At 67.3% G+C, this 22,068-nt stretch carries 22 protein-coding genes; 6 read left to right on the forward strand and 16 right to left on the reverse strand.

Annotation, left to right across the window (positions count from 1 at the left end; all coding sequences use genetic code 11):
• Positions 1 to 118 precede the first annotated feature (118 nt).
• Entirely contained in the window at positions 119 to 1,477 is a 1,359-nt protein-coding gene (purB, locus tag BLS85_RS07035) for an adenylosuccinate lyase (protein WP_092784343.1), read from the forward strand.
• Here the strand turns inward: purB and BLS85_RS07040 are convergent.
• The 4 genes from BLS85_RS07040 to BLS85_RS07055 all read right to left on the reverse strand — a co-directional run bounded on the left by BLS85_RS07040 (position 1,431) and on the right by BLS85_RS07055 (position 4,128).
• Positions 1,431 to 2,039: a methyltransferase family protein gene (locus BLS85_RS07040; RefSeq protein WP_092784346.1), complete on the reverse strand. Its 609-nt coding sequence runs from the start codon at positions 2,037 to 2,039 to the stop codon at positions 1,431 to 1,433. The two genes, purB and BLS85_RS07040, sit on opposite strands and share 47 nt — an antisense overlap.
• A 23-nt stretch (positions 2,040 to 2,062) precedes the next feature.
• Positions 2,063 to 3,541: a D-glycero-beta-D-manno-heptose-7-phosphate kinase gene (gene rfaE1, locus BLS85_RS07045; protein WP_092784349.1), complete on the reverse strand. Its 1,479-nt coding sequence runs from the start codon at positions 3,539 to 3,541 to the stop codon at positions 2,063 to 2,065.
• Positions 3,542 to 3,615: 74 nt separating this feature from the next.
• Positions 3,616 to 3,831 (reverse strand): hypothetical protein, encoded by a 216-nt coding sequence (locus BLS85_RS07050; protein WP_092784352.1) that lies wholly within the window; start codon positions 3,829 to 3,831, stop codon positions 3,616 to 3,618.
• A 9-nt stretch (positions 3,832 to 3,840) separates the two neighbouring features.
• On the reverse strand, positions 3,841 to 4,128 hold the full coding sequence (locus tag BLS85_RS07055) for a SemiSWEET transporter (RefSeq protein WP_092784355.1): 288 nt from the start codon (positions 4,126 to 4,128) through the stop codon (positions 3,841 to 3,843).
• Between the two features lie 34 nt (positions 4,129 to 4,162).
• Here BLS85_RS07055 and BLS85_RS07060 point away from each other — a divergent pair, with 34 nt between their 5' ends.
• The 3 genes from BLS85_RS07060 to acs all read left to right on the forward strand — a co-directional run bounded on the left by BLS85_RS07060 (position 4,163) and on the right by acs (position 8,478).
• Positions 4,163 to 4,717 (forward strand): DUF2937 family protein, encoded by a 555-nt coding sequence (locus tag BLS85_RS07060; protein ID WP_092784358.1) that lies wholly within the window; start codon positions 4,163 to 4,165, stop codon positions 4,715 to 4,717.
• 75 nt (positions 4,718 to 4,792) lie between these two features.
• Positions 4,793 to 6,238, forward strand: a complete 1,446-nt coding sequence (locus BLS85_RS07065; protein ID WP_092784361.1) for a TrkH family potassium uptake protein — start codon at positions 4,793 to 4,795, stop codon at positions 6,236 to 6,238.
• A gap of 302 nt (positions 6,239 to 6,540) precedes the next feature.
• Positions 6,541 to 8,478 (forward strand): acetate--CoA ligase, encoded by a 1,938-nt coding sequence (gene acs / locus BLS85_RS07070; protein ID WP_092784364.1) that lies wholly within the window; start codon positions 6,541 to 6,543, stop codon positions 8,476 to 8,478.
• Positions 8,479 to 8,917: 439 nt separating this feature from the next.
• Here acs and clpB read toward each other — a convergent pair whose 3' ends face one another.
• From clpB to BLS85_RS07105, 7 genes are all read right to left on the reverse strand, one after another.
• Positions 8,918 to 11,512 (reverse strand): ATP-dependent chaperone ClpB, encoded by a 2,595-nt coding sequence (gene clpB / locus BLS85_RS07075; RefSeq protein ID WP_092784367.1) that lies wholly within the window; start codon positions 11,510 to 11,512, stop codon positions 8,918 to 8,920.
• Between the two features lie 689 nt (positions 11,513 to 12,201).
• On the reverse strand, positions 12,202 to 12,534 hold the full coding sequence (locus BLS85_RS07080; RefSeq protein ID WP_092784370.1) for a hypothetical protein: 333 nt from the start codon (positions 12,532 to 12,534) through the stop codon (positions 12,202 to 12,204).
• A 297-nt stretch (positions 12,535 to 12,831) separates the two neighbouring features.
• Positions 12,832 to 13,386 carry a F0F1 ATP synthase subunit B family protein gene (locus tag BLS85_RS07085; protein ID WP_245699126.1) on the reverse strand — a complete coding sequence of 185 codons (555 nt, stop codon included), beginning with the start codon at positions 13,384 to 13,386 and terminating at the stop codon, positions 12,832 to 12,834.
• A complete protein-coding gene (locus BLS85_RS07090; RefSeq protein ID WP_092784376.1) occupies positions 13,386 to 13,877 on the reverse strand; it encodes a F0F1 ATP synthase subunit B family protein in 492 nt (163 codons plus the stop codon). Before BLS85_RS07090 ends, BLS85_RS07085 begins: the two co-directional genes overlap by 1 nt.
• Positions 13,878 to 14,014: 137 nt before the next feature.
• Positions 14,015 to 14,239 (reverse strand): ATP synthase subunit C family protein, encoded by a 225-nt coding sequence (locus BLS85_RS07095; RefSeq protein ID WP_092784379.1) that lies wholly within the window; start codon positions 14,237 to 14,239, stop codon positions 14,015 to 14,017.
• A gap of 115 nt (positions 14,240 to 14,354) precedes the next feature.
• Positions 14,355 to 15,080: a F0F1 ATP synthase subunit A gene (locus BLS85_RS07100; RefSeq protein WP_092784382.1), complete on the reverse strand. Its 726-nt coding sequence runs from the start codon at positions 15,078 to 15,080 to the stop codon at positions 14,355 to 14,357.
• Positions 15,081 to 15,119: 39 nt separating this feature from the next.
• Complete coding sequence (locus BLS85_RS07105) at positions 15,120 to 15,512, reverse strand: AtpZ/AtpI family protein (RefSeq protein ID WP_425438472.1); 393 nt, start codon at positions 15,510 to 15,512, stop codon at positions 15,120 to 15,122.
• Positions 15,513 to 15,800: 288 nt separating this feature from the next.
• On the opposite strand from BLS85_RS07105, the gene BLS85_RS07110 reads away from it, so the two are divergent.
• Positions 15,801 to 17,057, forward strand: coding sequence for a 6-phosphofructokinase (locus tag BLS85_RS07110; protein WP_092784781.1), 1,257 nt, complete (start codon positions 15,801 to 15,803; stop codon positions 17,055 to 17,057).
• Positions 17,058 to 17,253: 196 nt separating this feature from the next.
• Here the strand turns inward: BLS85_RS07110 and BLS85_RS07115 are convergent, their stop codons facing one another.
• The 5 genes from BLS85_RS07115 to lspA form a co-directional block, all read right to left on the reverse strand.
• Complete coding sequence (locus BLS85_RS07115) at positions 17,254 to 17,670, reverse strand: hypothetical protein (RefSeq protein WP_092784385.1); 417 nt, start codon at positions 17,668 to 17,670, stop codon at positions 17,254 to 17,256.
• A 414-nt stretch (positions 17,671 to 18,084) separates the two neighbouring features.
• The gene (locus BLS85_RS07120) at positions 18,085 to 19,293 is read right to left on the reverse strand and encodes an argininosuccinate synthase (protein WP_092784388.1); all 1,209 of its coding nucleotides are present in this window, start codon (positions 19,291 to 19,293) and stop codon (positions 18,085 to 18,087) included.
• Positions 19,294 to 19,378: 85 nt separating this feature from the next.
• Entirely contained in the window at positions 19,379 to 19,516 is a 138-nt protein-coding gene (locus BLS85_RS19055; protein ID WP_176793459.1) for a hypothetical protein, read from the reverse strand.
• A gap of 324 nt (positions 19,517 to 19,840) precedes the next feature.
• Positions 19,841 to 20,407, reverse strand: coding sequence for a DUF3035 domain-containing protein (locus BLS85_RS07125; RefSeq protein WP_092784391.1), 567 nt, complete (start codon positions 20,405 to 20,407; stop codon positions 19,841 to 19,843).
• Between the two features lie 23 nt (positions 20,408 to 20,430).
• The gene (gene lspA / locus BLS85_RS07130) at positions 20,431 to 20,955 is read right to left on the reverse strand and encodes a signal peptidase II (RefSeq protein WP_092784393.1); all 525 of its coding nucleotides are present in this window, start codon (positions 20,953 to 20,955) and stop codon (positions 20,431 to 20,433) included.
• 323 nt (positions 20,956 to 21,278) lie between these two features.
• Between lspA and BLS85_RS07135 the strand changes: the two genes are divergently transcribed.
• On the forward strand, positions 21,279 to 22,067 hold the full coding sequence (locus tag BLS85_RS07135; protein ID WP_245699127.1) for an ABC transporter substrate-binding protein: 789 nt from the start codon (positions 21,279 to 21,281) through the stop codon (positions 22,065 to 22,067).
• Position 22,068 lies beyond the last annotated feature (1 nt).

Consider the following 22,068-nt stretch of genomic DNA (forward strand, 5'->3'; position numbering starts at 1 on the left):
AGAACCACGCAATTGATCGGGGCGTGGCGCGAACGCAACACTCGCCCGGACTGGCCCCCGTCCCACGCCTTCGCTATAACGCGGCGACGCATCCCTCCGCCGACGCAAGGAGCCGCCCGTGATCCCCCGTTACAGCCGCCCGGCCATGGCCGCCATCTGGGAGCCAGCCAACAAATTCCGCACCTGGTTCCTGATCGAGGCGCACGCCTGCGACGCCCTGGCCGAGTTGGGCGTGATTCCGGCCGCCGCCGCCGCCGCCGTGTGGGAGAAGGGCGACAAGCCCTACACCCCGGAGCGTGTCGCCCGCATCGACGCCATCGAGGCCGAGGTCAAGCACGACGTCATCGCCTTCCTGACCGAACTGGCCGAGCACGTCGGCGAGCCGGCCCGCTTCGTCCACCAGGGCATGACCTCGTCGGACGTGCTCGACACCTGTCTGGCGGTGCAGCTGACCCAGGCCGCCGACCTGCTGCTGGCCGACCTGGACGCCCTGCTGGAGGCGTTGAAGCGCCGCGCCCTTGAGCACAAAATGACCGTGTGCATGGGGCGCAGCCACGGCATTCACGCCGAGCCGGTGACCATGGGCCTGAAGTTCGCCAGCTTCTACGCCGAGTTCGAGCGCGCCCGGGATCGGCTGCGCGCCGCCCGCGCCGACGTGGCCACCTGCGCCATCTCCGGGGCCGTCGGCACCTTCGCCAACATCGATCCGGCGGTTGAGGTCCATGTGGCCCGCAAGTTGGGGCTGGCGCCGGAACCGGTCTCCACCCAGGTGATTCCGCGTGATCGCCACGCTCTGTTCTTCGCCGTTCTCGGGGTGATCGCCAGCTCGGTGGAGCGGTTGGCCACCGAAATTCGCCACCTGCAACGCACCGAGGTGCGCGAGGCCGAGGAGTACTTCTCCCCCGGGCAGAAGGGCAGCTCGGCCATGCCGCACAAGCGCAACCCGATTCTGACCGAGAACCTGACCGGGCTGGCCCGCGTGGTGCGCGCCGCCGTCGTCCCGGCGCTGGAAAACGTCGCACTGTGGCACGAGCGCGACATCTCCCATTCTTCCGTCGAGCGCATGATCGGCCCCGACGCCACGGTGACGCTGGACTTCGCGCTGGCCCGCCTGACCGGAGTCGTGGACAAGCTGGTGGTCTATCCGGACGCCATGACCGCCAATGTCGCCCGCATGAGCGGGCTGGTGTTCTCCCAGCGGGTGCTGCTGGCGCTGACCCAGGCCGGAGTGAGCCGCGAGGACGCCTACCGTCTGGTGCAGCGCAACGCCATGCGGGTGTGGGAGGGCGAGGGCGATCTGCTGACCCTGCTGCGCGCCGACACGGAGGTGTCTGCCGCGCTGGACGCGGAGGCGCTGGCCGGCCTGTTCGACCTGGACCACCACACCCGGCACGTCGACACCATCTTCAAGCGGGTGTTCGGGTCGGCTCTCACGCCTCCGGCAGGGGCCGGCGGCCCAGCAGGGGCGCCGGAATGAATCCCGGAATGCGCCGACGGTAGTCGGCGTAGGCCTCGCCGTAGAGACGCAGCAGGCGCCGTTCCTCGATCTTGCCGCCGACGATCAGGTAGATCGAGGCCCACAGTGCGGTCGCCAGCCCGAACGGACTCAACGCCAGTCCCCAGACGATCAGCAAGCCGGCGGCGTAGAACGGATGACGCACATACCGGTGCGGGCCGTCCAGGCGTAGCGGCTCATCCTCCGGGGCCTCCGGCTCGCGAATCTGCCGGGTGCCGGCCAGCCGGCCCATGTCGTAGTACTGGGACGACCACACCATCATCCACACGCCCAGTCCGGCCGCGCCCAGCATGACGACTCGGATCGTCCAAGGCAGATCGAACGGCGGCGCGTCCCCCAACAGCCACAGGCCGACCGCGAACACGATGCTGATGTGCAGGGTGGCGACCGCGTTGTAGGCGAGGCGATACCAGCGCCCGAGCCCGCGCAGGCGCCGCTTCATGCCCTGGTTCGAGAAGACCGAATGCCCGAGCCCGAAGCTGGCCCATAGGGCGGCATACAGGGCGTGCGTGTCCCAATCCATGGGGTTGATCCCTCGGCAATCGATCACGCCGCCGGGCCGTTCACCCGCGCCAGGGTGGCCGTGGTGGAGTGGCCGTCCTCCAGACGGGCCAGCACAACCCGCCCGCCGTAACCCTGGACAATGTCGGCGCCGACCACCGTGTCGATGGTGTAGTCGGCCCCCTTTACCAGAATGTCGGGCTTCAGCGCGTTGATGAGCCGCAAGGGCGTGTCCTCCGTGAACACGACCACGCGGTCCACGTCGGCCAGCGAAGCCAGCACGGTGGCCCGCGCCGCCTCCGTCTGCACCGGGCGTGTCGGGCCTTTCAGGCGGCGCACCGACGCATCGGCGTTGAGCCCCACCACGAGTCGGTCGCAGGCCGCGCGCGCCTGGGCCAACAGCGAGACATGGCCCGGGTGCAACAGGTCGAAACAGCCGTTGGTGAAGCCGACGCGCAGGCCCTGCCGGCGCCAGCGCTCCACGGTCTCCACCAGGGTGTCCAGACCGGTCACCTTGTCCTCCGCCCGCGCGATGTCCTGGTGGCGCAGGGCGGCGACCAGATCGTCGGCCCGAACGGCGGCGGTGCCCACCTTGCCCACCACCACCCCGGCGGCGGCGTTGGCGAGGCGCGCGCCGACAGGCATCGGCGCTCCGGCGGCCATCGCGGCGGCCAGGGTGGCGACCACCGTGTCGCCGGCCCCGGAGACGTCGAACACGTCGCGTGCCTCGGTCGGCAGGTGTTGGGCGGCGCCGTCGGCGGGCACCAGCGTCATGCCGTCCTGACTGCGCGTGGCCAGCACGGCGCCCAGCCCGCACTCGGTCAGCAGGGCGCGGGCGGCGGCCTCAATGGCGGCGTCGGTGTCGGTGGCCTGCCCGCCGCTGGCCTGAGACAATTCCTTGCGGTTCGGCGTGACCACGGTGGCGCCGCCGTAGCGGCCGTAGTCGGCCCCCTTGGGATCGACGATCACCGGCACACCAGCGGCCACCGCCATCTCGATCAGGGCGCGGGTGAGGGGCGCCGTCAGGATCCCCTTGCCGTAGTCGGACAGGACCATGGCGCCGCAGGTCCCAAGGTGGGCGCGGGCGGCCGCCAGCAGGCGCTCGGCGCAGGCCGGGCCGATGGCGCCGGTGGTCTCGGCGTCAGCCCGCAGCAGTTGTTGTCCCCCGGCGAGGAAACGGGTCTTGACCGTGGTGGGCCGGCCCGGTTCGACGGCCACATCGGCCTCGACGCCGGGCAGGTCCCCGAGCAAGCGGGTCAACTCGGCGCCGGCCTCGTCATCGCCGCGCGCCGACAGGAACACCACCCGCGCGCCCAGACCGACCAGGTTTCGCGCCACGTTGCCGGCGCCGCCCAGCATGGCCGACTGGCCCCGGATGCGCAGCACCGGGATCGGCGCCTCGGGTGAGACGCGGTCCACGTCCCCCTCCACGAACCGGTCGAGCATGACATCGCCCACGCACATCACGCGGGCCTGGGGCAGGCGGTCGATCCAGTCGGCCAGGGGAACAGGGTCGGCGGTCATGGGGGGCTTCCGAAAAGGCGGGACTCGGGCGGCTGTAGCATGCCGGCGGCCGGGCCGAAAGGCCGCCGGTCGGTTCATCTGAGTGCGCGCGGCTCGATCGGCTGCCCGGTCAGCAGACTGACCAGATGCGCCAGCAATCCCATCAGCGCCACCAGGGCCAGCGCCATCACGGCGTTCCAGGGGATACGCCACAGTCGGCCCGGTCGCCACGGTTGGCGGACGCGCCACACCGCCACGGCGAGGATCGTCGCGACTCCGGCCAGCGCCGCGCCGGTTGCGGTCAGATCCATCGGCCCGCCTTACGCCTTCGGTGCCGCGCGGGACGCGAACACCAGACGCATGGCCAGGATCGACCCGGCCAGAATCAGGGTGACCAGATTGGCGAGAATGATCGGCCAATCCACGGTCAGAACGCCGTAGGCCAGCCAGCACGCCACGCCGATGGTGAACACCAGGAAAGTGAACAGCGACAAATCTCCGACCGAGCGGGTGCACCAAGCTTTGATGGCTTGGGGCAGAAAGGCGACCGTTGTACAAAGGGCGGCGGCAAAGCCGACGACCTGGGTCAGGTCGAGGGTGGAGACCATGGGATCCACACGACATTGAGGAGGTGGACCGACGATGCCAGCGGGCTGGGCACTGCGCAAGCTGGATTCCCTGGGCGGGGCCGCCGTCGCGGCCGTCGGCGGCGGGGCGGCGTCGCAGTGGCGCGCGTTCCTGCATCAGTACCTGCAGCGGCTCGGCGGCCACGCGGACGAGGCGGTGCGCAACCTGGATCACCTGACCGAACTGCACGACCTTGCCGGCCCGGCCGAACAACCCGTGCTGGCCTCAATGATGTCGCAGGGCAGCGCGCGGGTCGAGGACCTGCGTGAGGCGTTGCGGGTGCTGACCGACGCCGGCCCCGTGATGCAGCCGGTCGCGTTTCTGCGGCACCTGGACCCGGCGATTGCCCGGGCGACCCTGGACGGATTCCAGCCGGCGTTGCCGCTGGATACGGCGTCGCTGCTGTGGGCGGGCGCCGGTCTCGTTCTGACGTTGGTCCTGTACGAACTGGTCAAGGGGGTGCTGTGGGCCCCGGTGGCCGTGGTCAAGGGCATGGCGCGCAAGCCGAGAGGCCGCCGCCGGCCGGGCGGCGACCGGGCGCCCCGCGAGCGCATCGAGCCGAGCCTGTAGCGTCGTGGAATCGGGCCGGGCCGGCGCATCGCTGTCCGCGACGGCGGGCGATCAAGAAGAAGGCAAAGAGTCGCGATGATCGACGTTCGTCCGGTTGTGCATATTCTGGGCTGGATCGTGCTGATGGTCGGGCTGGTCATGGCCATTCCGATTGCCACCGACTACCTGGAACACGACGCGGAATGGCACTGGTTCGCCGGCACCAGTGCCTGGGCGGGTTTCCTGGGCATTCTTCTGGTCCTTGGCACCCACAGCCGGGAACCGTTGGACCTGACCCTGAGGCAGGCCTTCCTGGTCACCACCTTTGGATGGATCACGGTCGCCCTGATCGCGGCTCTTCCCTTCCTGTCCATGGATGTCAGCCTGACCGACGCCGTGTTCGAGTCCATGTCGGCCATCACCACCACCGGATCGACGGTCCTCACCGGGCTGGATACCCTGCCGGACGGCATCCTGTTGTGGCGGGCGTTGCTGCAATGGTTCGGCGGGGTTGGCATCCTGGCGCTGGCGATCCTCGTCCTGCCGCTGCTGCGCGTCGGCGGCATGCAGATCTTCCGCATCGAAAGCTCGGATTCCTCCGATCTCAAGGTGTTCACGGTGTTCCGAACCGTTTCCGTGCTGGCGTTCCTGTATGGCGGCATGACCTTGGTCTGTGCGGCATTGTATGCCGAATTCGGCATGACCGGCTTCGACGCGCTCACCCATGCCATGGCGACGGTATCCACCGGCGGGTTTTCCACCCATGACACGTCTTTTGGTTATTTCAACAGTATGCCGATGCTGTGGATCGCAACCGCCTTCATGATCGGGGGATCACTGCCCTTCCTGTTGTATGCCAAGGCCACGACCGGCGCGTGGCGGCCGCTGGTCACCGACAGTCAGGTGCGGGGGTTCCTGGTTTTTCTCGCGTTGGCCGGCGTCGGACTCGCGCTTTGGCTTCAGCATCAGCGCGACCTGCCGTTCCGGGAAGCCCTTGGCCTCGCCACGTTCAGCGTGACGTCGGTGGTGACGACCACCGGATTCGTCGCTGGCGACTACACGGAATGGGGGCCGGGTGCCGTGGGGTTGTTCCTGGTGCTGATGTTCGTGGGGGGCTGTTCGGGATCCACCTCGGGCGCCATCAAGGTTTACCGATTTCAAGTGCTGTTTCTGGTCGTGCGCGCCCACGTCACGCACTTGTTCAGCCCGCACCGCGTTGTCCTGATCAAATACAACGGTCAGGTCCTACCGCCTGACGTCACGACCTCGGTCCTGGCCTTCCTGGCCGTCTTCGTCGCCACCATCGGTCTGTTCACCATCATGCTGACGTTGATGGGGCTGGATCTCGTCACGGCCTATTCAGCCAGTGTCACCGCCATTTGCAACGTCGGCCCCGGTCTGGGCGACATCGTCGGGCCGTCGGGAACCTTCCAGACCCTTCCGGACGCGTCGAAGTGGCTGCTGATCGCCGCCATGCTGGCGGGGCGGTTGGAAGTGCTGCCGCTTTTGGTCCTGTTCAATGTGGCGTTCTGGCGCCATTAGAGCGCATGGCGTGCGCTCTGACTTACGCAATGCGCTCTAATTATTTGACATTGAAGCAGATCGCCGTCGCGATCCGTTCCGGATCGCTCGGGATTTGCTCTGAAGTCCCCTGAGTCCGACCCGCCCGGCCGAACTCGTTTGCAGTGCCCCGAATCTTTTTCTATTGTTGCGGCCCTTCGATGCCGCCGCGCCGCCGTGTTTGGAGAGGGACCGGCGTTGCGCCTGAGCCAAGAGCAACGACATATCAAGGGTCCGTGGATCGGACCGGCTTGATTTATTGGGGAATGAGGAGGACCACACCGATGTCCGAAGTCCATGTCTTTCCGGTGCCGGAAGCCACCGCCGCCAGCGCCCGCGTCAATTCGGCGACATACAACGAGATGTATCAGCGGTCGATCAAGGATCCGGAAGGCTTCTGGGGGGAGCACGGTAAGCGCATCGACTGGATCAAGCCGTACACGCAGGTCAAGGACGTCTCCTATGACCCGCACGACGTCCACATCCGCTGGTTCCACGATGGTACGCTGAACGTCGCGGCCAACTGCCTGGACCGGCATCTGGCGACGCGCGGCGATCAGACCGCCATCATCTGGGAGGGCGACGATCCCGCCAAATCGGAAAACATCACGTACCGGGATCTGCACGAACGCGTCTGCCGCATGGGCAACGCCATGCGTGACATGGGCGTCAAGAAGGGCGACCGGGTCTGCATTTATATGCCGATGATCCCGGAGGCTGCGGTGGCCATGCTGGCCTGCGCGCGCATCGGCGCCGTTCACTCCGTGGTGTTCGGCGGTTTTTCGCCCGACAGTCTGGCCAACCGCATTCAGGATTCCGAATGCTGCATGGTCATCACCGCCGACGAGGGCCTGCGCGGCGGCCGCACCGTGCCCCTGAAGGCGAACGCCGACAAGGCGCTGGAAAGCTGCCCGTCGGTGAAGCATGTCGTGGTGGTCAAGCGCACTGGTGCCGACGTGACCATGGTCCAGGGCCGCGACCACTGGTACGACGCCGTCACCGGTGGTCAGTCGACCGACTGCGCGGCCGAGGAAATGAACGCCGAGGACCCGCTGTTCATTCTCTACACCTCCGGCTCGACCGGCAAACCGAAGGGCGTGCTGCACACCTCTGGCGGCTATCTCGTCTACACGTCGATGACGCATGAGTACGTCTTCGACTATAAGGACGGCGAGATCTACTGGTGCACCGCCGACGTCGGTTGGGTCACCGGCCACAGCTACATCGTCTATGGCCCGCTGGCCAATGGCGCGACCACTCTGATGTTCGAGGGCGTGCCGAACTACCCCTCCACCTCGCGCTTCTGGGACGTTGTGGACAAGCACAACGTGAACATCTTCTACACCGCGCCGACCGCCATCCGCGCCCTGATGCGCGACGGCGAGGACCCGGTGAAGAAGACCAGCCGCCAGTCCCTGCGCATCCTGGGCACGGTGGGCGAGCCCATCAATCCGGAAGCCTGGATGTGGTACTATAACGTTGTTGGTGAGCAGCGCTGCCCCATCGTCGATACGTGGTGGCAGACCGAGACCGGCGGCATCCTCATCACCCCGCTGCCGGGAGCCATCGACCTGAAGCCCGGCTCGGCCACCCTGCCGTTCTTCGGCGTCTGCCCGGTGGTGGTGGACAACGAGGGTAAGGAACTGGAAGGCGCGACCGAGGGCAACCTGTGCATCGCGCAGAGCTGGCCCGGCCAGATGCGCACGGTCTACGGTGACCACGAGCGCTTCGTGCAGACCTACTTCACGACCTACAAGGGCTACTACTTCACCGGGGACGGCTGCCGTCGCGACGCCGACGGCTACTACTGGATCACCGGACGCGTCGACGACGTCATCAACGTCTCCGGCCACCGCATGGGCACGGCCGAGGTGGAAAGCGCCCTGGTCGCCCACCCCAAGGTCTCCGAGGCGGCCGTCGTCGGCTTCCCGCACGACATCAAGGGCCAGGGCATCTACGCCTACGTCACTCTGGTGGCCGGCGAGAAGGAGACCGAGGAGCTGCGCAAGGAACTGGTCAAGTGGGTGCGTCAGGAAATCGGCCCTATCGCCAGCCCGGATGTGATCCAGTGGGCGCCGGGCCTGCCCAAGACCCGTTCCGGCAAGATCATGCGCCGCATCCTGCGCAAGATCGCCGAGAACGACTTCGGCAGCCTGGGCGATACCTCGACCCTCGCCGATCCGTCGGTGGTTGACGATCTGATCGACAACCGGCCGGGCTGATCCCGACCGAAGGCACGGTGACCGAACCCGGCCCGGTCCTTCCGCGCGCCCCCGAGAGAGTGTTCGGGGCATGCGGAGGGACCGGGCCGGCGCCGTTGTCAGGGACTGGAAAGGAACCGTGATCCGAAAACCGCTTGATTGGTTCGCGTTCTTCGACCGGATTTCCGTAGGTTGGGGTGAGGTGCCACGCACCGAACCCCAACGTTTCGGCCCCCAGAACCGAATGGCGTTGGGGTTCGCTGCGCTCACCCCAACCTACGCATTTGCGCACGGACCAAACGGACATCGTATGATCCGTCGTAGGGCGGCTGGCCGAAGGACAGCTGCCGGGGTGTGGGTGGGCGGCGGGTGCCCTGCGGTCACCCGCCCTACGGTGCTCGCGATCTGATATTCAAGCAAATCGTCGTCGCGATCCGGTCCGGATCGCTCGGGATTTGCTTCAAGCCGCCGCCGGCTGTTCCAGGGCCTTGCCGTTGACGATCAGACCGCCCTCGCCGGCGGAGACGCGCGCGGTGTCGCCGTCACCGATCTTGCCCTCCAGCACCATCATGGCCAGTGGGTTTTCCAGGTGGCGCTGGATCACGCGCTTGAGCGGACGGGCGCCGTACACCGGGTCGTAGCCGCGCTCGGCCAGCCACGCGCGGGCGGATGTGTCCATCTCCAGGATGATCCCCCGGTCCTCCAGCCGCTTGGCGAGGCGGGCGATCTGGATGTCGACGATCCCCGCCATGTGCTCCCGGAACAGACGGTGGAACAGCAGGATCTCGTCCAGCCGGTTCAGGAATTCCGGCCGGAACGCGGCCTGCACCTGCTCCATCACCAGCCCGCGCACGGCCGACGAATCCTCGCCCTCGGCCTGCGAGGCCAGCACATCCGCGCCCAGGTTGGAGGTCATGACGATCAGCGTGTTCTTGAAGTCCACGACGCGGCCCTGACCGTCGGTCAGGCGGCCCTCGTCGAGCACCTGAAGCAGCACGTTGAACACATCCGGGTGGGCCTTCTCGACCTCGTCGAACAGCACCACCTGATAGGGCCGGCGGCGCACCGCCTCGGTCAGCGCGCCGCCCTCGTCATAGCCGACATAGCCCGGGGGCGCTCCGATCAGGCGAGCGACGGCGTGCTTTTCCATGTACTCCGACATGTCGACGCGGATCAGCGCCGTCTCGTCGTCGAACAGGAAGGCGGCCAGGGCCTTGGTCAGCTCGGTCTTGCCGACGCCGGTCGGCCCCAGGAACAGGAACGAGCCGATGGGCCGGTTGGGATCGCCCAGCCCGGCGCGCGCCCGGCGCACGGCGTTGGAGACGGCGGACACGGCCTCCGCCTGCCCAACGACCCGGTTTGCAAGCGCGGTTTCCATCGCCAGCAGTTTGTCGCGCTCGCCGGTCAGCATCTTGTCCACCGGAATGCCGGTCCAGCGCGAAACCACGGCGGCGACCGTCTCTTCGGTCACCACCTCGTTCAGCAGGGCGTCGCCCTGGGAGGTCTCGGCGTCCTCAAGCTGTTTCTGCAGGCCCGGGATGACGCCGTATTCCAGTTCGCCCGCGCGGGCCCAGTTGGCCTCGCGCCGCGCGATGTCCAGTTCGCCGCGCGCCCGGTCGAGCTGTTCTTTGAGCGCCGTGGTGCCGGCCAGGGCGCCCTTCTGCCGCTCCCAGTCGGCGGCCATCGCCGCCGCTTTGGCCTCCAGGTCGCCCAGTTCGTCCTCCAGCTTGCCCAGGCGTTCGCGGGAGGCGGGGTCGCTTTCCTTCTTCAGGGCCTCGCGCTCGATCTTGAGCTGGATCACCCGGCGGTCGAGGTCCTCCAGCGGCTCCGGCTTGCTGTCCACCTGCATGCGCAGGCGCGCGGCCGCCTCGTCCACCAGGTCGATGGCCTTGTCGGGCAGGAAGCGGTCGGTGATGTAGCGGTTGGACAGGGTCGCCGCCGCCACCAGCGCGGCGTCGGCGATGCGCACGCCGTGGTGCAATTCGTACTTCTCCTTGATGCCGCGCAGGATGGAGACCGTGTCCTCCACGGTGGGCTGGGAGACGAACACCGGCTGGAAGCGCCGCGCCAAGGCGGCGTCCTTCTCGACATGCTTGCGGTACTCGTCCAGCGTGGTGGCGCCGATGCAGTGCAGTTCGCCGCGCGCCAGGGCGGGTTTGAGCAGGTTGGAGGCGTCCATGGACCCCTCCGCCCGACCGGCGCCGACCAGGGTGTGCATCTCGTCAATGAACAGCACGTATTCGCCGTCGCTGGAGGCGATCTCGGATAGCAGGGCTTTCAGGCGCTCCTCGAACTCACCCCGGTACTTGGCGCCGGCCACCATGGCGCCCAGATCGAGCACCATCAGTGCCTTGTCGCGCAGGCTTTCCGGCACGTCGCCGTTGATGATGCGCAGGGCGAGGCCCTCGACGATGGCGGTCTTGCCAACGCCTGGCTCGCCGATCAGGACGGGGTTGTTCTTGGTGCGCCGCGACAGCACCTGAACCGTCCGCCGGATCTCGTCATCGCGGCCGATCACCGGGTCGAGTTTGCCCTCGCGCGCGGCGGCGGTCAGGTCGCGGGCGTACTTCTTCAGGGCGTCGTACTGGTTCTCCGCGCCGGCGGAATCGGCGGTGCGGCCCTTGCGCAGGCGCTCCACGGCGGTGTTGAGCCCCTGGGGCGTCACCCCGGCGTCGGCCAAGACCTTGGCGGCCGGGGAGCCCTTGGCCAGCGCCAGCGCGAGCAGGATGCGTTCGACGGTGACGAAGCTGTCGCCGGCTTTCTCGGCGATCTGCTGCGCCTGATCGAGCAGCCGCGTGGTCTGTTGCGCCCAGTACATGGAGGACGCACCCTCGACCCGGGGCTGTTTGCCGACCGCCATGTCGATGCCGGACTTGGCCTTCTCGACGTCGCCGCCAGCGGCCGCGATCAGGCTGGCGGCCATGCCCTCCGGATCGTCGAGCAGCGCCTTGAGCAGGTGCTCCGGCGTGACCTGCTGGTGGTGTTCGCGCACGGCGATGGTCTGTGCGGCCTGCAGAAAGCCCTTGGCGCGGTCGGTGAGCTTCTCGAAGTCCATGATCAGGGTCCCCTTGGCGTGGCAGGGACGCCGGCTCCCGATGATGGGCCGCCCCGCGTCCCCCCGAACGGCGCCCCCTGTTCAAGGCGGGCACCAAGTGGTGGCGGGTCGTCGTGAAACCCGCGCTCTCGCTCCGGTCGATATAGGGAGGGCGATGAAGGGCGCGCAAGTTGGGGAATTGTCGGCGCGCCGATCGTTGGCATATTCTGCCAAGAGCGTCTGTGCCCGCCCAGGGCAATCGGGTGAATGCACTTTTGACAGAATGCGAAACTGCGTGGGGCGGGTTCGCGCCGCAGGCGCAACCCGCCGCATCACCGCCACGCGGCGGATTGCCCCGCTGCGCGGGGCGAATCCGCCCTACCCAAAAAAAGCGGTGGGACGTACTACCACAAGGCACACGATCCCCCGTGTTAACGACCACACACCTTTTCACCCGATTGCCCTGTGTGTCCGCCGAGGAGGCCGCCCGCCTGGAGGCGCTGCGCGAGGCGGTCGCCGTGGGGATCCGGGACATCGAGGCAGGGCGGTCACGGTCTTGGACAGCGCGGAAGCGCTGGCGGATCATATCGACGCCATTGCCGAACAATCCTTCGCGGCAGCGGAAGCGCCCCGGCCGCCCGTCGAATGAGGTCAGTTCATTCGACGGCCGCGATCAATGGTGGGCCGGCGCTGTTCGTCCAGTGTTTGTCTCAGCGGGCGTTCAACTCGATGTGCATGTCGAGCGCGATGCCGCCGGACACGGCCTTGACCGATTTTTCGGCGTTGCGGGGCAGGGGAATGCGGTTGTCCATGCAGAACCGGATGACCGCCGCCGCCAGATGGGTCGGCCCCAGGGTCAGGAACTGTTCCTGCCCCGTCTGGGTGCGCACCACCACCTCGACCTCCAGGGGTTCGGCTTTCTTGATGCCGCTGTCGAGCAGCGTGGCGCCATGAAACATCTGATCCCGGGCTTTCACGAATCGCTTCAGCGCCGTTTCGAATTCTGCCTCGGACAACAAGACCCGACGCATTTCCTTGGCCATCGCGAAAAGCCCTTCGCCACTCTGAAACCCGAGAAAAATAAAGGGGACACCACCCTAAAACAGGCCACCCGGAATTGGAAACATTTCCTGCGCCCCCCGCGTCCAGTGTGACCCTGGGGGGCGTTTTGCTCAGGCGACCGGACAAGAGCGCGCCCGAGTGCTTCTTTCCATGGAGGATCATGAACCTCGCTGCGGCCATGATCCGCGCGGTTGCCCGCTCACACAAAAACGGCCGACAAGGGAGGCTGACCCCCTCGTCGGCCGCTCTGGATCCCCGGACCCGTCCGGCGCCCCCGATCAGTGCAGGCGGCGCGGCAGCTCCTCAATGGCGGCATCCACCAGCGTGGCCTGAGCGCGATCATCCAGGCGTTCGGCGATCAGGCGTTCCGCCGCGGCCACGGCGACATCGACCATGCGAGCGCGGACTTCTCGGATGGCCTGGGCCTCCGCCTGGGCGATGCGTTCCGTGGCCTGCCGTTCACGACGGGCAATGGATTCCTCAAGGTCGTCCAGGGCCTTCTTGCGCAGGCGCTCGGCCTCGTTATGGGCGTGCTCGACGATTTCGTCGGCCGTGCGCAGGGCGTCCTTGTGCTTCTGCTCGTATTCGGCCAGCAGGGACTGCGCCTCCTCGCGCAGGGTGCGGGCCTCGTCGAGTTTGGCGCGGATGCCGTCCGCGCGCGCATCCAGCGCGCGGACGGCCGGAGCCCCGAACTTGACGGCGATGAAGCCGATCACGATGACGAAGGCGACCAGCACCCAGCTTTCGGCGTGACTGAAGAACCCGCCAGCGGCGTGCTCCCCGGCGTGCTCGGCGACGTGACCGGCCGTTTCGGCGGCAAGAGCCTCGAACATCAGCGTGCCTCCCGCATCACGGCGTCCACAGACGCCCGCGCGGCCGTCTGGTCGGCCGCGCCACCCATGAGTTTCGAGGTCAGGGCGGCGGTCACATCGGCGGCCGCGTCGCGCACGTCGTCAAGCGCCGCGGCCTGGGCGGCGGCAATGCGCGCCTCTCCCTCGGCGACCTGCTGGGCCAGCGCCTCCGCGACCTCGCGGTTGCGGGCCTCGCTCTGCTTGGCGATCTCCTCGCCGGTCTCGCGCAGCAGCGCTTGCGCCCGACCGCGCGCCTCGGCCAGCGCCGCCTCATAGCTTTCGATGGCGGCATCGGTGCGCGCCTTTAGGTCGGCGGCCTTGGCCAGATCCTCGTCGATGGTGCGCTGCCGGTTCTCCATGACGCCTCCGAGACCCGGGATCACCAGCTTGATGACCACTTGGTACAGAAGCGTGAAGAACACCGCCAGCCAGAACAATTGCGAGGCGAAACTGGAGGGGTCGAACTGCGGCATCCTGAGGGACTCCCGGTGTTGCGTGCGCTCCACGCGACGGGCCGGCGCGCGCCGACCCCAAGGATCGGCACGGCAACGGGCACCGCGCCGCGCGGGCCGGCGGCCCGACGGCGAGCGGCACCCGCCCGACGCGTGTCTTAGCTGAACAGGACGATCAGCGCGACCACCAGGGCGAACAGCGCGATGGCCTCGGTCACGGCGAAGCCGATCCAGCCGTACAGTTCGACGTTGGACTTGGCGGCCGGGTTGCGGCCCACGGTGGCGATCAGGTTGGCCCAGATGTTGCCCACACCGATACCGGACCCGATCATGCCGATGGCGGCCAGACCGGCACCAATCATCTTAGCGGCTTCAGCTTCCATGTTCCCAGGTTCCCTTGGTTGACTTCTCGAAAGGACAGAGACCGGCGGTGCCGCCGGCACGCGGGACCACCAACCGGGACCACCTCCGGCCCCGGCCCGGTCATTTCAAACCCTCTCAGTGCATATGGATCGCATCGTTCAGATAGATGCACGTGAGGATGACGAACACATACGCCTGCAGGGCGGCGATGAAGAACTCCAGCACCGTGATGCCGACCACCGCGGCCAGCGGCACGATGCCGCCAAGCAGCCCCAGGGAGACCACGAACCCGGCCAGCACCTTCAGCATGATGTGCCCGACCGTCATGTTGGCGAACAGTCGAACGGACAGGCTGAAGGGGCGCGACAGGTAGGAAATGATCTCGATGGGAATCAGGATCGGGGCGGTGGCGATGGGGGCGCCGTGCGGGAAGAACATCCGCAGATAGCCCACGCCGTGGCGCATGAACCCGATCACCGTCACTGCAAAGAAGATGAACAGCGCCAGCGCGCCGGTGACGATGATATGGGACGTATACGTGAAGTTACCGGGCACCATGCCCAGCATGTTGCCGAAAAACACGAACAGGAACAGCGTCAGGATGAAGGGGAAATACCGCATCCCCTCATTCCCCACGTTGTCCCGGATCATGTTGGCAACGAATTCATACATCATCTCGGCCAGCGACTGCATGCGCCCGGGCACCAGCGAAAGCCGCCGGGTGCCGGCGTAGAACAGCGCTGCGGACAGGCCGACGGCGACCGCCATGGCCATGGAGGAATTGGTAAAGGACAGATCGATGATGCCCAGATCAAGGGGCACGATCGGTTCGATTTGAAACTGCTTGACAGGATCCGCCACGGTCTTTGGTTCCTTACCCGCTTGTTTCGCCGCCTGCCCTTACCCCGACCCGGAGCGGTCATCGTCCCGTTCCCTGGACGACAATGCTCCTGTCTGGGCGGTCCGCGCCTCCGCCTCCGCCGCCTCCTGGCGGCGTTTCGCCTCAATGGCCCGGCCGAGGCCGACCCCTTCATCCAGGCCCTGCACGACCCGATAGACGTTGCTCACGCCGGCCGCCGCGCCCAGAAACAAAAACACGATCATCAGCAGCGGCGCGGTGCCCAGCCAAGCATCAAGAAGATAGCCGATCCCGGCGCCAACCGCGACAGTCACGACCATCTCGACACTGATGCGCATGCCCAGGCCCATGCCCGAGCCTCGCGCCGGCCCGTCTCCAGACTCCTTGCCACCCGTGTGTTCGGGTCCACGGGCGGCGCGGATGCGCTGCTCCAGGTCGTCGAGCGCGGAGCGCCGTTCCCGTTCATCGGCCACGGAACCCGCCTCCCGCAAAAAAAACCAACCCTCTCCGCGCCGTCAGGCACGCGGCGGGGGCCGGAAGCGCGGGCACCATAGTGAGCGGGTCAGGACGTGTCAAGCATGCCAAGCCCCCCGCGCATCGGGGCCTTGAGGGACCGCTCGCGGTTGCGCGAGAGGCGCCGGGGGCGCAGGATGACAGCCACGGTCCGCCCCGTTCGGGGCGACGCCGATAACCTGGAAAGAATCAAGCAGGAGGGTGAGACCATGACCCATGGCAAGGTGTTGGTGGCGCAGGGGGGCGGGCCGACGGCCGTCATCAACCAATCGCTGGTGGGCGCGGTCCTGGAATCGCGCAAGTTCCGTGAAGTCGAGCGCGTCTACGGCGCCTATCACGGGGTGCGCGGCATCGTGAACGAGGACTTCCTCGATCTAACCCAGGAGACCACGCATAACCTTGAAATGGTGGCGGACACGCCGTCCTCCGCGCTGGGGTCGACCCGGGACAAGCCGGACCTGGAGTACTGCAAGGAGATCTTTCGCGTCCTCCAGGCGCACGAGATCGGCTACTTCTTCTATGTCGGCGGCAACGATTCGTCCGACACCGTGCGAATCGTGTCCGAAGAGGCCGCGAAGGCCAACTACGACCTGTCCTGCATCCACATCCCGAAGACCATCGACAACGACCTGGTCATCAACGACCACACGCCGGGCTTTCCCTCCGCCGCCCGCTTCGTCGCCCAGGCCTTCACGGGCGTCAACCTGGACAACTCGGCCCTGCCAGGGGTTTACGTCGGGGTGGTCATGGGGCGTCATGCCGGCTTCCTGACCGCCGCCTCGGCCCTGGGCAAGAAGTTCACCAATGACGGCCCGCACCTGATCTATCTGCCCGAGCGCGACTTCGAGATTGATCGCTTCGTGTCCGACGTGAAGACCGTGCATGACCGGTTGGGGCGCTGCGTGGTGGCCGTCAGCGAGGGCATCCACGACGACTCCGGCAACCCGATCATCGTGCAATTGGCGAAACAGGTCGAAAAGGACGCCCACGGCAACGTTCAACTCTCGGGCACTGGGGCGCTGGCCGACCTGTTGGTTCAGGTCATCAAGGACAAGGCCGGCATCAAGCGCGTGCGCGGCGATACCCTGGGCTATCTGCAACGCTCGTTCGTCGGCTGCGTGTCCGACGTCGATCAGCGCGAGGCCCGTGAGGTCGGCGAGAAGGCGGTGCAGTATGCCATGTGGGGCGCCAAGGCCGGATCGGTGACGATCCACCGCACCGGCTTCTACTCAGTGGATTATCAACTCTCCGATTTGACCGCCGTGGCCGGCAAGACCCGCGTCATGCCGGACGAGTTCATCGCCGACACCGACAACGACATCACCGACGCCTACCGCATGTACCTGCGTCCGCTGCTGGGACGCGGCATGCCGGACGCCTTCCGGCTGCGCTCCAGCAACTTCGTCGAACGCATCCTGCACAAGGACATACCGTGGACCAACGCGCCCTGGTCCACGGCTTTGTAAGGCGCAAGGCCGTCCGGTGGAACGGGGGGGGTGTTCGTTCCGTCGGACGGCCGGCCCGCGGCGGGTTGCCGAAACGGCGCCGTGGCCTGGCCGGGTGATCGTCAAGCCCTTGGACGCGCCTGACCGCCGCTCGAACGCGCCCAAGGGGGTGATGACGGGCCCTCATCGAAAGCCGCCCGGCCAAGGTCGCCGAGAATCACGGCCGGGCCTGGAGCCATTTCAGAGCCTCCTCCAGGGTGCGGCACAGCTGTATGTCGGCGGCGATGCCGGACTGGCAAAAGATCTCGGCCACCATCGGCACAATGGCCGACTCCGCCTCCCGGTCGCTGATGTAGCACAACAAAAGGCGCTTGACGCGGGCCTGGGCGAGGATCCCGGCCTGCAGGAACAGGCCGTGGGCGTCGGTCTGGCGGTCGGAGCCGCGCGTGTCCACGACAGCCATGAGCCGCCGGGGCCACGACCGCGGCGCCATGATGCGCCGCAGGCAGTGGGCGAAATCCGTCGAGGTGCCCGCCCCGCTGACCTTGATCAGCACCACCGGACGGCCGTCGCCGGTGTCAAGCTCACTGACGGTCACGGCGCAGGTGCCGTGCCGTTCGGTAACGGTCTCCATGGCCGCGACGATTCCCTGTGCCGGTCACGGACTACACTGCACGAATCTTCAGCGCTCCGTCCAGCGCGGTTCGCACCGGGACGGGGTGGGCCGGCCTGGATGACAGCCGCTCACGCCCGACCCGGTTCGTCGGTTGACGATGCTTCGGTTCTCTCAAATGAAGCGCCGAGCGAGAAGAGGGGGCATATATAGTGCGCGGAGTGCGGAGGCGCGCCATATGAAGGGGCGGCGCCTCTCTTTTCACTCGGGGCGGGGCGGCGGATGGATGGTGGGGAACGAGAAAGAAACTGCGACACGTTGGAGGGCGGCTGGCCGAAGGACAGCCGCCGGGATGTGGGTGGGCGGCGGGTGCCTGTCGGTCACCCGCCCCCGTCCGAACGCGGCGTCGTGCAAACGGATCATCCGCAGACCCGATCAGGCGTTCCCCAATCGCAGCCGGAGCGCATTCAGCTTGATGAAGCCCTCGGCGTCGTGCTGGTCGTAGACGTCGTCGGCCTCGAACGTGACGTGTTCCATGCTGTACAGGCTGACCGGCGCCTTGCGGCCGACCACCATGGCGCTGCCCTTGTACAGCCTCAGCCGCGCGGTGCCGGTCACCCGCTCCTGGGTCTTGTCGATCAGGGCCTGCAGCGCCTCGCGCTCCGGCGCGAACCAGAAGCCGTTGTAGATCAGCTTGGCGTAGCGCGGCATGATCTCGTCCTTCAGGTGAAGCGCCTCGCGGTCGAGGGTAACGGACTCCACCGCCCGGTGCGCCGCCAGCAGGAGCGTGCCGCCCGGGGTTTCGTACACGCCCCGAGACTTCATGCCGACAAAGCGGTTCTCCACCAGATCAACGCGGCCCACGCCGTGCCGGCCGCCGATCTCGTTCAGCCGGCGCAGCAGTTTGCCGGGGGACAGCCGTTCCCCGTTGACGGCCACGGCATCGCCTTTCTCGAAGTCGATCTCGACATACTCCGGCGTGTCCGGGGCCTGCTCCGGGTTCACGGTCATGCGGAACATGTCGTCGTCCGGCTCGGCCCACGGGTCCTCCAGCGCCTTGCCCTCATAGGAGATGTGCAGCAGGTTGGCGTCCATGGAATAGGGCGCCTCGCCGCGCTTGTCCTTGGGCACCGGGATCTGGTGCGCCTCGGCGTAGGCGATCAGGCTGGCGCGGCTGTTCAGGTCCCACTCGCGCCAGGGCGCGATGACCTTGACGTCCGGCTTCAGGGCATAGGCGGTCAGTTCGAAGCGGACCTGATCGTTGCCCTTGCCGGTGGCGCCGTGGCTGATGGCGTCGGCGCCGGTCTCCTGGGCGATCTCCACCAGACGCTTGCCGATCAGCGGCCGGGCGATGGAGGTGCCCAGCAGATAGGTGCCCTCGTACAGCGTGTTGGCGCGGAACATGGGGAAGACGAAGTCGCGGACGAACTCCTCCGTCAGGTCCTCGATGAAGATCTCCTTGATCCCCATCATCTCGGCCTTCTTCCGGGCCGGCTCCAGTTCCTCGCCCTGGCCGATGTCGGCGGTGAAGGTCACCACCTCGCAGCCGTAGGTGTCCTGCAGCCAGCGCAGGATGATCGAGGTATCGAGCCCGCCCGAATAGGCCAGCACCACCTTCTTGACGTCGCCCGTGGTCTTGCTCATGCGCGTGCGCCCTTGTGTCCCGAGTCCTGGAAAGGGCGGGGAGTATAGGCCATGCGGGCCGGGGGGCAAGGGGGGCGCTGGCGGATCAGGTCAGCGACGCACCCAGCACGACGGCGCCGAACACGACGCTGAACACGACGCTGAACACTGGGGCGGTCATGACGCCGACGACGCCCCACATGTAGGTCTCCAGCGGCTCGACGTGTCGCGTCAGGTCGGACATCGGCTCGTCTCCACCTCGACTGCCGTCAGGACACCACAGGGGGGGCGGAAGGTGTCATGATCGTGGCCATCGGCTTCAGGGCCATCGGGTGAAGGCACAGTCGGCGAGCCGCGAGACTCCGTAGGGCGGGTTCGCGCCGAAGGCGCAACCCGCCGCATCATCGCCGCGCGGCGGATTGCCCCGCTGCGCGGGGCGAATCCGCCCTACCTTACGAAAAGAGGGTGGGGCGTTCCGCCACAAGGCACACGATCCACCGGGTGTTTGCGACCGCACACCCTTTCACCCGATTGCCCTGCGTCGGCCTTGCCGGGCGACGGGCAACCGTCAGAACAGGCCTTCCAGGATGCCCTTCTGGCGCCGCTCGATGGTCGGGGAGGCGCCAGTGGTTGGTGGCCGGCCCAGCGCCTGATTCTCGCGCAGACGTCGGCTTTCCGCTGCCGCGTCCACTTCGGTGCCGTAGGGGACCGGCTCGCGCCAGAACAGCAGCCTGTCGGCGAAGCCTTCGCTTTCGGCGGCCAGCGCGCTGGTTTCCTCGTCCACAACGCGCCGGATGTCGGGAATGGCCTGATCGGTGCCGGCCCGGGTCAGCAATGCCCGTTCCCCCGGGGTGATGCCGCCGGGCAGACCCTGTCCACCGCTGCCCGGTTGCTCCGGCGCGCCGGTGATGACGCGACGCGCCTGATCACGCGTCGTGCCTTCCTGCGGGCGGGGCGCGCCGGGGTTCGGTGGCGTCAGGCTATACTCGGGCGGCAGACTGAGCGGCGCGCGGGTGACCACGGCGAACTCGTCGGGCGCCTGCCGCTCCAAGCCGAGCACGCGCTTGGGGTTGTCGCACCCCGTCAGGCCGACCAGCAGGCCGGCGGCGACGCCCGTGGCGATCCAGCCTCGCATTGTCCCAAGCTCCACCCAAGTCCTCAGTTGTTCGCTGTCTTAGGCGATTTTCTGCCCGCGAACAAGGTATCCCACAGCAACAGGGCGGCCCCCACCGAGATGGCGGCGTCGGCCACGTTGAACGCGGGCCAGTGCCAGCCGGCCACATGGACATCCAGAAAGTCCATGACGGCGCCGTACAGCGCGCGGTCGACGGCGTTGCCGAGCGCGCCGCCGATGATGAGGCCCAGCGCCGCCACCAGAAGCCGGCTGTCGGCCCGGCGCAGCCACAGCGCCAGCGCGAGCGCCACCGCCAGGGCCAGCCCGATCAGCAGGACCGGCGTCCACGGCGAGCCGTTGGCGAGCAGGCCGAAGCTCACACCCGGATTCCAGATGGTGACGATGTTGAAAAAGCCGGTCACCTCCAGACCACCGAAAGGCGGCCGCAGCCCCAGGAACACGGCGTACTTGGTGGCTTGGTCCAGGGCCACGACACAGGCCGCCAGCAACAGACCCCAGGTCAGGGGCCGGCGCTCGGTGGAGTTCCTTGAACCGTTCTGTCCGCTCATCTTGCCCTACGTTTCCATCGCCGTCGCCGTCGCCGTTGCGGCGCCATGCTACGCGCAACCTGATCGCCATCCAAGAGCGCGGGTTCGCCGCAGTCCGGGGCGCCGGCCGGTGGCGGAGCCGTTGAAGACGATGGGGATCCGCTGTACCGTTTGATGCCTGACGTCGGAAGACTGGAGTGATCGCGATCAACGCGCCGTTGAGCGGCCGCTTCGAGTGGCCAAAACGCCGCCAAATCGTCAGACAGGGGAGGGGTGCCATGATTGTCTTCGGCTCGAATCCGCGACATGACGCTGACCGTGCTGTCCGGTTGACGGGGCTGTTCGTGATCGCGCTCATCGCGCTCACCCTTGTGGCGAGCCTTTCCCCACCCGCCCGCGCCGCTGACGACGACCGTCTGGCCCGGATCGAGGCCAGCGGCACGCTGCGGGTCTGCATCTGGCCGGACTACTACTTCATCACCTTCCGCAATCCTCGCACCGGCGACCTGGAGGGCATCGACATCGACATGGCGCGGGCTTTCGCCGACGATCTGGGGGCGGACCTGGAGGTGGTGGACAGTTCGTTCGCCGAACTGGTCGCGTCCATGACCGAGGATCGCTGCGACATCGCCATGCACGGCGTCGGGGTGCGCGCCGACCGGGCGGAGCACATGGATTTTAGCGAACCGTATCTGGTCAGCGGCATCTATGCGGTCACGTCCCTGGAGCATCCGACCGTCAAGACCTGGGACGACATCGACCAACCCGGTATCATCGTGGTGGTCCAGAAGGGCACCTACATGGAACCCGTGATGCGCACGTATCTGAAACGGGCCAACCTGACGGTGGTCGATGCCTTCCTGGCCCGCGAGCAGGAAGTCATGAGCGGGCGTGCCGATGTCTTCATGACGGACTATCCCTATGGCCGGCGCATGGCCGACCTGACCGACTGGGCGCGCCTGCTGGCGCCCGAGGAACCGCTGGCTCCCACGCCCTATGCCTACGCCGTGCCCAAGGGAGAACCGGCGTGGCTGGAGCGCGTCAATATGTTTGTCCGTGCCGTGAAGGCCGACGGTCGCCTACGGGCGGTGGCGGAGCGCAACGGCCTGCTGCCCATCCTGGCCACCGAATGAG

The sequence above is a fragment of the Rhodospira trueperi genome (assembly GCF_900101965.1).
Taxonomy (GTDB): Bacteria; Pseudomonadota; Alphaproteobacteria; order Rhodospirillales; family Rhodospirillaceae; genus Rhodospira; species Rhodospira trueperi.